The organism is Sulfuricurvum sp. IAE1 (assembly GCF_004347735.1).
In the GTDB taxonomy this organism is placed as follows: Bacteria; Campylobacterota; Campylobacteria; order Campylobacterales; family Sulfurimonadaceae; genus Sulfuricurvum.
Genome location: NZ_SLTI01000060.1, coordinates 96,333 through 107,789, shown reverse-complemented (window position 1 = coordinate 107,789; position 11,457 = coordinate 96,333). Strand labels below are relative to the sequence as shown.

9 protein-coding genes are annotated in these 11,457 nt (G+C 53.9%); all 9 read right to left on the bottom strand.

Annotated features, from left to right (window positions below; genetic code table 11):
* Window positions 1–4: 4 nt before the first annotated feature.
* Genes nuoL through E0765_RS09155 form a run of 9 tightly spaced genes read right to left on the bottom strand, consistent with a single transcriptional unit; the run spans window position 5 to window position 11,447 of the window.
* Window positions 5–1,891 (bottom strand): NADH-quinone oxidoreductase subunit L, encoded by a 1,887-nt coding sequence (gene nuoL / locus E0765_RS09195; protein ID WP_132812929.1) that lies wholly within the window; start codon window positions 1,889–1,891, stop codon window positions 5–7.
* 3 nt (window positions 1,892–1,894) lie between these two features.
* Window positions 1,895–2,200, bottom strand: a complete 306-nt coding sequence (gene nuoK, locus E0765_RS09190; RefSeq protein WP_188109937.1) for an NADH-quinone oxidoreductase subunit NuoK — start codon at window positions 2,198–2,200, stop codon at window positions 1,895–1,897.
* Window positions 2,200–2,784 (bottom strand): NADH-quinone oxidoreductase subunit J, encoded by a 585-nt coding sequence (locus tag E0765_RS09185; protein ID WP_132812927.1) that lies wholly within the window; start codon window positions 2,782–2,784, stop codon window positions 2,200–2,202. Before E0765_RS09185 ends, nuoK begins: the two co-directional genes overlap by 1 nt.
* A 9-nt stretch (window positions 2,785–2,793) precedes the next feature.
* Complete coding sequence (gene nuoI / locus E0765_RS09180) at window positions 2,794–3,423, bottom strand: NADH-quinone oxidoreductase subunit NuoI (protein ID WP_132812926.1); 630 nt, start codon at window positions 3,421–3,423, stop codon at window positions 2,794–2,796.
* A 12-nt stretch (window positions 3,424–3,435) separates the two neighbouring features.
* Entirely contained in the window at window positions 3,436–4,425 is a 990-nt protein-coding gene (nuoH, locus tag E0765_RS09175; RefSeq protein ID WP_132812925.1) for an NADH-quinone oxidoreductase subunit NuoH, read from the bottom strand.
* A gap of 3 nt (window positions 4,426–4,428) precedes the next feature.
* The gene (locus E0765_RS09170) at window positions 4,429–6,915 is read right to left on the bottom strand and encodes an NADH-quinone oxidoreductase subunit G (protein ID WP_132812924.1); all 2,487 of its coding nucleotides are present in this window, start codon (window positions 6,913–6,915) and stop codon (window positions 4,429–4,431) included.
* Window positions 6,912–9,164: a 2Fe-2S iron-sulfur cluster-binding protein gene (locus tag E0765_RS09165; protein ID WP_132812923.1), complete on the bottom strand. Its 2,253-nt coding sequence runs from the start codon at window positions 9,162–9,164 to the stop codon at window positions 6,912–6,914. The genes E0765_RS09170 and E0765_RS09165 overlap by 4 nt, the downstream gene beginning before the upstream one ends.
* 12 nt (window positions 9,165–9,176) lie before the next feature.
* On the bottom strand, window positions 9,177–11,213 hold the full coding sequence (locus E0765_RS09160; protein ID WP_132812922.1) for an FAD-dependent oxidoreductase: 2,037 nt from the start codon (window positions 11,211–11,213) through the stop codon (window positions 9,177–9,179).
* A gap of 9 nt (window positions 11,214–11,222) precedes the next feature.
* A complete protein-coding gene (locus tag E0765_RS09155; protein ID WP_132812921.1) occupies window positions 11,223–11,447 on the bottom strand; it encodes an NADH-ubiquinone oxidoreductase subunit E family protein in 225 nt (74 codons plus the stop codon).
* Between the last annotated feature and the right edge of the window lie 10 nt (window positions 11,448–11,457).

Genomic DNA, 11,457 nt, shown 5'->3' with positions numbered 1-11,457 from the left:
CTCCTTAAGCGCCGACCGCGTTGTAACCCACGGTAAAGGCAACGGCAAGCGCCAGCAAAACCACCAGACCGACAACCATCCAGCGAAGCATGCTCGAGAGGTTTCCGTTCTGGATATCACGGGTATTTTCGCCCGTTTTGTAGATCGCGTTGGCGATCGCGTCGACGGTGGCGTCGACAATTTTCAGATCGATCTGCTTCCATGCGATTTTCGAAAGTTCCAAATAGGGTTTCGAAAACACCTCGTCATAGAATTTCGGAATGTAGTACTGGTTCCACAACAGTTTGTAGCAGAACCGGTTCTCCGTTTTGGAGGTTCCATCGGGGACCGTGCTCCAGTTGGCGTATTTTTTGTACGCGAACAGAATCGCCGCGATGACGAAAAGCTGAGTTCCGATCGTCATGATCCAGTAGGTCATCTCGCTGTGGACATGATACTGCGTCGAGGGAAGCATGTTGATGACCAGCTGGTAATAGGTCATTTTGAACGCACCCGCGATCACCGCAAGGACGAGCAGCGGGCTCATTGCGACCAGCATGAATTTATACGCTTCGTGCGGATGGATGCCGAAAAGTTTGTAGCGCTCTTCTCCGTGGAAGATAAGCGCGACGAGACGGAACGAATAAAACGCCGTCAATCCGGCCGTCAGCAACAAGACCGTGTACAGGACATAATGGTGTTCGACGAACGCTACCTCCAGAATCAGGTCTTTCGAGAAGAAACCTGCCAAAGGATAGATCCCCGCCAGCGCGACCGAAGCGACGGTCATCATCACGAACGTCCCTTTCATCACTTTGCGCAAGCCGCCCATTTTAAACGGGTCGAGCTCGTCGTGCATCGCGTGCATGACGTTACCCGCACCGAGGAACAGGAGGGCTTTGAAAAACGCGTGGGCCATCAGGTGGAAAAGTGCAACCCAATACGCACCCAGACCCGCCGCGACGAACATGTAACCCAGCTGCGAGAGGGTCGAATAGGCGATAATCCGTTTCATGTCGCGGTTCACGAGCGCCATCGAGGCGGCGAAGAATGCGACGAAAGCTCCGAGGCTCGCAATAAAGATCCCCACGTTAGGAATCAGGTCGTAAATCGGGTTCGAACGGACCACGAGATAGACCCCCGCCGTAACCATCGTTGCCGCGTGGATAAGTGCCGAAACCGGTGTCGGACCCTCCATCGCGTCGGCAAGCCAGGTATGCAGAGGAAATTGCGCCGATTTACCCATTGCCCCGATAAAGAGGAAAATCCCGATCCAGGTTACCACTTCTACCGGAAGATTCCCGATCTGGGAGAATACGACGTCATACTGCAACGATCCGATGTTCCAATAAACCAGGAACAATCCGATCAGCATCCCCAGGTCGGCAATGCGGTTCATGATGAACGCTTCGTTCGCCGCCCAGGTCGCCGATTCTTTCTGGTACCAGAAACCGATCAGTCCCCATGAACACAGACCGACCCCTTCCCATCCGATGAAGAGTCCCGCAAAGTTGTCGCTCATGACAAGCACCATCATCGAAAAGACGAACGCCGAAAGCCATGAGAAGAAACGGTTGAACCCTTTGTCGTGATCCATGTATCCGATCGAATAGATGTGAACGACCGTGGAAACGACCGTTACTACCATCATCATGACGACGCTTACCTGATCGACGACGAAACCGAACGGAATGTACAGGTCTCCCGTCGCCATCCACGTCATCAGTTCAACGTGTACCGTATGCCCGCTCATGACATAATTGAGCAAGATAGCGCTGCTGACGAACGAAACGAACAGCAGGCCCGACGTCACGTAGCCTGTCAGCTTGGTTTTAGGCGACGCACCGAACAGCGCCGCGAACAACGACCCGACCAGCGGAGCGAAGAGGGCAAGATATAAGTAGAGTTCCATACATTATCCTCGCATTGAAGTCATTTGATCGAGATCGATCTTTCCGGTACGCTTGTACCACACAATGAGCAGTCCCAGACCGACCGCCACTTCCGACGCCGCAATCGCGATGATGAAAAACGCGAACATCTGCCCGCTCAAGTCGCCGATGTAATGCGAAATCGCCGCAAAAGCGATGTTGGTCGCATTGAGGAGGATTTCGGTCGCAAAAAACAGCATCAACAGGTTTTTACGGCGCATAACCCCGATCAGGCCGATCGCGAACAATACGGTCGACAAAACCAGGTAATGGGTAAGGGTAATTTCCATCAGTGTTCCCCTCTCTCTTGGTGTGTTGGATTCGAAGAGTGCAACATCTCGATCTCCTCTTCGGCCATCAGGGTGAGTGATTTGTCCATTTTCTTGCCGGCAAGGACGATCCCCGCGATCATCGCGACGAGGAGCATAACCGCGGCCACTTCAAACGGCACGAGATACTTGGTAAACAAGACCATTCCCACCGCCTGCGAGTTACCCACTTCGGGATTGATCGGATAGAGCGCCTGAATGTTGTTGGAGACGATCGGAGCAACGAAAATCGCAACCACCAAAACCGCCGCCAGTACACCCAGCACGAACACGATCTGCGGGTTGGTACGTTTTTCGACGACGTTACGGGTCGTATCAAAAAACATCATCCCGAAGGCATAGAGCGCCATTACCGCACCGGTGTAGACGATAATCTGGATCGCACCCAGGAAATCGGCACCCAGAATAAAGAAAAATGCGGAGATGAAAATCATCCCCGCTGCCATCGCCGTGATGGCGTACAGTGCCTGCGACGTCATGACGGTAATCGTAAACATGACAATCGTCAAGGCTGCAAACAGATAAAAAGCGATTGCTTCAAACATTCCTACTCCTTAATACGCAAGCGGGGTCTTTTTGACCGACGCGTCGCTTCCCGGGATTACGGCACCGAAGCCCGGATACTCTTCCTGTGCTCCCGACTTGAGCAGATCAAGAGGGGTGAGCATGTCGTCTTTGATAACGAAATGGGCACGCTGCTCAGAGGCATTTTCATAGCGCGGGCCGTGGACAATCGCCAATTCCGGGCACACTTCGGCGCAGTATCCGCAGAAGATACAGCGTCCGAGGTTGATGCTGTACTCGGTTACTTCCTTGCGGCTGTTCTCGTCGATCCGTGTATCCATGCGGATACAGTCGGAAATACAGATCTTTTCGCACAATCCGCACCCGATGCAGCGCTCGTATCCCGATTCCCACAGGCGAAGCAGTTTATGAACCGCACGGTAACGCGGGCCGATCGGCAGTTTCTCTTTGGGATACTGAACGGTGTGAATGTCGAATTTGATCATCTCCCGCAGTACTACCCACAAGCCGACAAACAGCTCGCCGCTGAACGTCCGGCGGACCACCTGTTTGAATTTGTCCCATCCGCTCTCGGGATAGCTTTCGATATCGACGTAATAGTACGCGCTGTTCTCGCTTACGTTACGGTCGGTAAAGATCTCTTCGTGTCCATGATGCATACCACTACCCCCTTAAAACATCATCACGATGCCGGTAACGATAACGTTGAGTACGGCAATCGGCATTAAAACTTTCCAGCACAGCCACATGAGCTGGTCGGGACGAACATCCGGCCATGCGGCACGGGTCCACAGGAAAAAGAAGAAGAAAAACGCGACTTTGAGAATCAGCTGCACCGCCCCCGCAATCGTACCGTCTCCGAACCCTCCGAGGAAGATGATCGCCATGACGAACGAGATGAAGAACATATTGGCGTATTCGCCGATAAAGAACAGACCCCAGCGCATTCCCGAATATTCGGTACCGAAACCGTCGATAATCTCGTGGTCGTTGGCGACGAGGTGAAACGGCGTACGTCCGGTTTCGGCAAACGCGGCGATCCAGAAAAGGATAAACGCCACCGGCTGCGACCAGACGATCCAGTTGCCGATCCCGCCGGCTTGGTAGTTGTTGATATCGATCAGCGAAAGTGATCCGACCATCATGAGAGGTGCGAGAAGCGAAAGCCCCGTGATCACCTCGTAGGAGATGAAGATCGCGGCACTCCGCGCCGCCGAAATCAACGACCATTTGTTCGCCGATGCCATACCCCCGAGCAGCGGCCCGTACAGACCGATCGCCATTACCCCAAGTACATAGAGTATCCCGACGTTGATGTCGGCCACGATCGGATGGACGGTATAGCCCATGACGGTAAACTGAGGCCAAAACGGAATAGCCGCGGCCGCCATAAACGCGGTAGCCGCCGTAATAACCGGAGCGATTTTAAAAATCGGTTTGACGACGTTTTGGGGAACGATATCCTCTTTCGTGAAGAGTTTGATCCCATCCGCCATAATCTGAAGCAACCCGTAAGGCCCGACGTGCATCGGCCCAAGACGGCGCTGCATGAACGCCAGTACCTTACGCTCGAAATAGGTACCGAACCCTGCAAGCGCGGAAAAAATCAACAAAATGACGACGATTTTGACGATCGTCTCAATAATGAATGCTGCATCCATTGTTTACACCTTTTGAATTGATACACTCGTAAAACGGTAACCGTCAAACAGTGCTTCGGAATTGATCGCTGTATCAAACGTCGGAAGATACGTGATATCTCCGTCGATTTTGCCGTCACAAATCACGCTTACGCTCAGTTCGCCGCGCGGCGATTTAAGGCTTACGCGGTCCCCTTCGGCCAGGCCGTTGGCTTCCATGTACGCTTTGGAGGCATAAAGACCCCCTTGGCTTTCAAGCTGATGGGCCCGAGCCGTAAACGCGGAGAACTGAAGTACCGGATTGGCCAAATACACGATGCTTCCCGACATTGCCGCCTGCGCATCGATAGGAGTCACGCTCTCATCGCCGCTTGTCGATACGGCCTTATTCTCCATGACGTACCCGCGAACCTCTTCCCCGCTGTTGGTATAGTAGTTCGGCAGAGTATCGAATTCAACCGCTTTGAACCCTTTTTCAACCGGGAGCTGTTTCGTGTACTCGACCGTCAGTTTCGCATCGAGCCCCAGTGCGTTGGCAATATCGTTTAACACGTATCCGCCATAAGGCAGCGCGACGTTGGTCGGATTGACCCGTTTGTCGATCCCCGTGAGGGTCCCTTCTTGCTGATTCAGTGCCGGCATATCCAGGTCGCCGTTGCCCAGCGCGCTGAGAGTAAAGTCGCCGCGGGTGTTGTAACCGACGCTGTAGCTGCCGCACTCCGAATCGAGATCACAAATCATCGCAACCCCCAAAGTATTGGCAAGGTTCGGGATCATTGTGACGCTAAACGGTGTATATTTTTCGATCAACGCGACCAGACGGGCACAGTTGGCGCTGTTGGGATGCGTATACAGATCAGGGCCGACCATCAGGGCGAATTTCTCTTTTTTCGCCAGATATTTTTCGAGTGTTTCGGCAAATTTATCTCCCGTATTCAACAAGGCAAAGAGGGCGTTGTCGTCGACCTCGACCTCTTTGGAGACTTTTTTCTTCACCGTCTTGGTCACCTCTTCGCTCACCTCTTCCTCGACGCCGGTCTCTTCGTTGAGGACTTTTTTGGTAACGGTTTCGGTCACTTTCTCATCAACCGTCTCTTCGACCGTAACGGTTTTCGTCGAATGGAACCCGGCCAGATACGAAACGATCTCGGCAGGCATGGCCGCTTTGTCGCCGAAAAGGTCGAGCATCAGGTACAGCGCGGCCTCTTCCAGCATCGGCGCATGCTGGATCTGGGTGACATTTTTAGACATCTCCGCAATTACCGGATCGGCAACAGGATGGAAATAGAGCCCTGCCCCTTTGTTCATGGAGAGCGCGTTATTCATCGCGAAACGGGCGTTGGGGTTGTCTGTTTTGAGGGCGCTCCCGATCGAGACGACGAAATCGGCCTCGTGCACCTGTTTGAGATCCCCGCCGTAGAGGCTTTTTCCACTGATCGTACCATAAGCGTCCAGGAAATTTTTAAAGACCCGTGCCTCTTCGTTGATGAGGCGGTAGCCGTACTTGGCTTTGAGCTTCTGGAGAATCAGCGCCTCTTCGTTGGTGATGGTCGAGGTAAAGCGGATCGTATCGGCTTTTTTGAACGCTGCAAGTGCTGCTTCGAAAGCTGCGGGATTCTTGGTGACGCCGCGGTTTTCGAAATCGTAGCCGTAACGTCCCGCACCGCACAAGGAGACGTAGTTCCACTCGTTTTTCACGCGGTAAATTTTAGGCTCGGTGTTTTCAATGCTCGTGTGCTTGATATCGTAGCTGAGCTGGCATCCTGCCGAACAGTGGGCGCACGTCGCGGGGATCTGCTTGTGTTCCCATGCGTTTGACGTGTATTGATAGTCCGAACTCACCAGAGCACCGACCGGACATACCGCCGAACATTCGCCGCAGTTGGTACAATCGAGCGTATCGCCGCCGTTGGGGGCGATCAGCGACTTGTTGAGCTTGTTCCACATCGCATAGGCGTCTTTGGGCATCGTCTCTTTAAATGTCGCTTCAATAGCGTCGCTTCCGCGCGCGGTGGTGGAGAGAGCCGCGTCCCCGATCATGTCTTTACACACCGTAATACACCGCTCGCACATAATGCACAGTGCGGGATCATAGTGGATGAAACCCCAGTCCTGGGCGGGCTTATGGGTGTCTTTGATCGCATAGGTCTGCGAATCGACTCCGACTTCGAGGGTATAGTTCTGGAGTTCGCATTCGCCCGACTGGTCGCACACGCCGCATTCAAGCGGGTGGTTGACGTCGTAGACTTCCATGATCGCACGGCGTTCGGCCAAAATATTCGGCGTCGTCGTCGTAATGTTCATCCCCTCTTTGGCTTTCGCGTTACACGCATACACCTGTTTTCCGTCGGCTTCTACCAGACAGATACGGCACGCCAGTGTCGGCGAACATCGCGTCAGGTAACAGATCGCCGGAATAAAAATACCATTCGCGCGCGCCGCATTGAGGATGTATTCCCCCTCCTGCGTCTGAATCGTGCGGCCGTCTATGGTAATCGTTATATCACTCATCCTTCACTCCCCACCCTCGAAATTTTCACTTTTTCGAATCGGTAATTGTCGTTTGCCGGTCCGTATGCGCCGTCGTATGAAGGCACCAATGCCACGGTCCCTTTCAGAGAACCGTCAAGGACAAAAACCCTCTCTTCGCTTCCGGATCCGAATTCAATGCGAATTTTATCACCGTTCGCGATTTTTGCGGCAGCCGCGAATTGGGCCGAACCGCGTAAGGCTGTATCTTTTTCAAGCTGTCGGCTCTGCGCCGTGTAGGCGTTGAACTGATTCACCGGATTACAGCGGTAGACCACCGTGCCGTTGAATTCGGGCAGGTCATCCACCTCTTCGAGTTCTCCGAGCGCTTCAACGTCGACGTTTTCAAGGATATACCCCCGTTTGTCTTCGCCGAGCGGCCCGAAAAAATTGCCCAAATCGTCAAATTCGCGCTCTTCAAACCCGCAGGCTTTCGGAAGAAGAACGGTGTAATCGATCGTGTAGGCCGTACTCACGCCGAGTTTTGCGGCAACGTCGTTCAGTGTATATCCGCTGAACGGAACCGCGACGTTGGTCGGAAGTACCTGGTTGTTCATACTGACGAAGGTCCCCTCCTGCGAATTGAGTGCGGGAAGGGGAAGCTGCACATTCGCAAGCGATCCCATCGTGTAGACGCCCGTGGCGTTATAACCGACCGCAGGCGCCCCCGTATCGACATCCAGATCACAGATCAGCGAAACGCCCACCGTATTGACACTCGGCGCCGCGACGACGACCGAAAATTCGGTATACGTCTCGATCATCGCGCACAGACGGGCGATATTTTCGCTGCGGAGGTGATTAAGCAGGTCACTGCCGATCACAAGGGTTTTACGCTTTGTGCGGCCGAACGTTTTGGCAATCCGTTCAAACTCTTCGCTGCCGACATTGCTTTCCGCACACAGATACCCTTCGTCCAGGTCGTCGAAATAACGGCGCGTCTCTTCACTGATATCCGCTTCTTTTAGAACAGTTCGGGCGAGCATCGCGGCGACCCCTTCTTCGGTTCCCACTTCGTATTTGACGTATTGCGTCACGACGTTTTGCAGCAGCGCATCTTCGAGAGGATGCATGTAAACGACTTTGGCGCCGTTATGGCGGGCCGCCGTTGTGATGCTGTACCGCAGCGCCGGATTATCGGTTGAAACCCGCCCGCCGAAAACGATGATCCCATCGCTCGCCGCGACCGCTTCAGCGCTTCCGCCGTAACTCTTTTTACCGCTGATAGAGCCGTAAGCATCCATGAAACGTCGATAGGCACGGGCTTCTTCGTTATAGAGTTTGAGGCCGAGCGTCTCCTTGAGCTTTTGGAGGATCAGCGCCTCTTCGTTCGTAATCATCGAACTAAAACGGATCGCTTTGTACTCGTTGATCGAATCCGCCGCACGCGCAAGCTCCGCTTCCTCTTTTGCCGCATCGATGCCGAAATCGAATCCGAAGCGTCCGGCCCCGCAGAGCGTCGTATGCTCGAAATCGTTGGTCACGCGGTAAATCTTCGGTTTGGCACCGATGCTGTTGGAGGTATGGCGCACTTCATAGGTGAGCGAACAACCTGCCGAACAGTGGACACACGTCGCGGGGATCTGGGTCAGTTCCCACGCATTCGCCGTGTACTGAAAATCCGAGCTTACCAACGCCCCGACCGGACAAACGGCGATACATTCACCGCAGAACGTACAGTCGAGCGTATCGCTGTTTTTGGGGATTACGGAAGATTTGTACCCCCCGAACTGCAGCGTAATCGCATCGTCCCCGATAATTTCGTTACAGACGTGCACGCATTTCTCGCACAGGATACACAAGGACGGATCGTAATTGATCAGCCCCCAGTGCTCGATTTTGCGATGCTGCTCTTTGGCACTGAAATGCTGGCGGTCTACGCCGAATTCGAGCGTCTTGTTCTGTAGATCGCATGCGCCGGATTTGTCACATACGCCACATTCGAGCGGGTGGTTGACATCGTAAAGGCGCATGATGTTCGTCCGTTCGCTCTGCAATGCCTCAGAATCGATCGTGACCGCAAGTCCCTCTGTCGGAGGAGTCTGGCAGCTGAGGATGAAACCCTCGGTCTTATCGGTCTCGACGACGCAGAGGCGGCAGGACGCACACGGCGTCGTTTTTTCGAGGTAACACATCGTCGGGATGTAGAAACCGGCTTTGCGTGCCGCCTGAAGGATCGTTTCCCCTTTGGCGGCGGTGACGGGCTGGCCGTTAATCGTAAAATTGATCATCCATCCCCTCCTTTAGTGCGCGACCATCGCGATGTAATAACAGCGCATACAGCGCTCCGCTTCCGAGAGCGCTTCTTCTTGCGTAAAACCGTACTTGACCTCGCGGTTGTTGTCTTTGCGCTCGTCTACCGTGAGCACTTCACTGTGCTGGCGCGGAAGTCCGGGCAACCATCCCTTGATCTTCTCTTTTTTGTTGTAGACCTTCAGCTTTCTGAGGTGGTCTTCCATGATCTCCTCGTCAGTGAGAGTGATCTCACCGCTCACGACATAGCGGCTAATGACCGAAGCGGCCCGTTTGGCCTGACCGACGGCATTGACAATCGTCATCGGGCCGTATTCGCAGTCGCCCGCGGCAAAAATCCCTTTGCGCGAGGTCATGTAATCTTTACCGTTCGTTTTGATCGTCGCCCACGAGGTACGCTCGATCTCCCACTCTTCGGGGAGAAGTTTGAGGTCGGCACTCTGCGAGACGGCGGGGATCAGGTAATCGACTTCGATATCAAAGGACGCCCCTTCGATCTTCTCGAGCGTCGGACGCCCTCCGTTCGGGTCTGGAACAAGTTCGAAACGATCAATGGTGAGCGATTTGAGAACGTCATTTTCGTCGTTCATTTTCGCGACCGCCGAGTGGAAAATGAACTCGACCCCTTCTTCGACGGCTTCGTGATACTCTTCGTACGTCGTATTTTTAATGATCGTCGCTTCGTCCCGGCGGTAAAGCATAATCACTTTTTTCGCACCCGCGCGGATTGAGCAGCGGACGACGTCCATCGAGGTAAATCCACCCCCGACACACGCGACCGTTTTACCGGTCAGATCGACCCAGTTGGTCGGAAGCATGTGGCGTTTCTGGTCTTCTTCGTCGACCATGATGCCGTATTTGACTTCTAGGTTGATCTTGTCAAGGAAATCGATCGCCCCCCAGTATCCCTGGATTTCGGGACGTTCGTTGTCGCAGTAGACTTTTTTCGATATCCGCGTCCCCGTCGCGACGAGGACCGCATCATAATCCTGTTCGAACTGACGCATCATGTCGGCAGTCACTTTGGTGTTCGTGATGAAATTGACCCCGAGATCGCGAACCGCTTCGATATCCTGGTTGTATTTGTCGATCGGCATACGGTATTCGGGAACCCCGACCGCTACTTCGCCGCCGAGAACCGGAAGCTCCTCGTAGACGTCGACATCGATCCCCTCCAGCGCAAGGTAATAGGCCCCCGTCAGTCCCGCAGGTCCTGCACCGATAACGGCTACTTTCTTGCCGATAGAGGGTTTTTTCTGTGCCGGATGGAAAAATCCGAACCCGTGGTCGGTCTCATAATCGGCACCCAGCCGTTTGAGTTCCATGATCGAGATCGGCTCGTCCAGATTCGCCCGGCGGCATTCCGTCTCACACGGATGGGGACAAACCCGTCCGCAGGTGTGGGCCAGAGGCATCGTCTGGCGTGTCGCCATCAGCGAGTCGTCGAACCGCAGATCCCGTACCCCTTCGATGTAGGCCGGAATGTCGACGTGTGCGGGGCAGGCGTCCATACACGGTGCCGTGATTTTGGCGATGTAATTCGTATCGTCCATGTGGTAGTGCTTGGAAGGTTTTTGCCCCTCGATGCACGCCATAAATTCCGATTCGAAATGTTCCATCAGGTCCAGCAGCGGATTGGGAACCGTTTTACCGATTTCACATTTGGAGGTTTCCTGCATCGTGCGGGAAACCTCTTTGAGGTGTTCCATGTCGGCTACCGATCCCTCGCCACGGGCGATCTTGTCAAGCAAATCGTAGAGGATTCGCCCGCCCCAGCGTCCGGGAGCACAGCGTCCGCACGCTTCGGAATAGACCTGGTACTGCGCGGCGTATTCCGTAGCTAAACGAACGACGTCGACGTCAGGGCTGAACAGCGCGACGCCGTCCCATCCGATAAACGCTTTGGAAGAGGCGTGTTCGTTGTACTCAAGCGGTAGGTTGTAAGCAGAATTTTGCCACTCTTCATCGGATTTTCCGATATTGTTGACCTGCTCACCCCGCCACGTGGAGAAATAGACTTTGCTCACGACGGTTCCTTATTTTTTGACCACGATGGTCCAGTCGGCTTCGTTGAACTTCAACGAGTTCATCAGTTCGAATCCGAGTTCTTTCACAAGATCAGCCGACTTTTGAACCGGCGAAAAATCGCCGATTTCAAACAAAAAGATCACCACTTCTCCGGCTTTCGCCTCGTTTTTCAGGATCTCTCCCATCCGACCGTAAAAATCATCTTTAAGATGACGCAAATCGTAACGTTTCATCTTCTCTCCT

Excerpts from the sequence above, each read along its gene's own strand:
- E0765_RS09185 (WP_132812927.1), bottom strand. The coding sequence starts at position 2,784 with ATGTTTGAAGCAATCGCTTTTTATCTGTTTGCAGCCTTGACGATTGTC.
- E0765_RS09170 (WP_132812924.1), bottom strand. The coding sequence starts at position 6,915 with ATGAGTGATATAACGATTACCATAGACGGCCGCACGATTCAGACGCAG.
- E0765_RS09155 (WP_132812921.1), bottom strand. The coding sequence starts at position 11,447 with ATGAAACGTTACGATTTGCGTCATCTTAAAGATGATTTTTACGGTCGG.
- nuoH (WP_132812925.1), bottom strand. The coding sequence starts at position 4,425 with ATGGATGCAGCATTCATTATTGAGACGATCGTCAAAATCGTCGTCATT.
- nuoI (WP_132812926.1), bottom strand. The coding sequence starts at position 3,423 with ATGCATCATGGACACGAAGAGATCTTTACCGACCGTAACGTAAGCGAG.
- nuoL (WP_132812929.1), bottom strand. The coding sequence starts at position 1,891 with ATGGAACTCTACTTATATCTTGCCCTCTTCGCTCCGCTGGTCGGGTCG.
- E0765_RS09165 (WP_132812923.1), bottom strand. The coding sequence starts at position 9,164 with ATGATCAATTTTACGATTAACGGCCAGCCCGTCACCGCCGCCAAAGGG.
- nuoK (WP_188109937.1), bottom strand. The coding sequence starts at position 2,200 with ATGGAAATTACCCTTACCCATTACCTGGTTTTGTCGACCGTATTGTTC.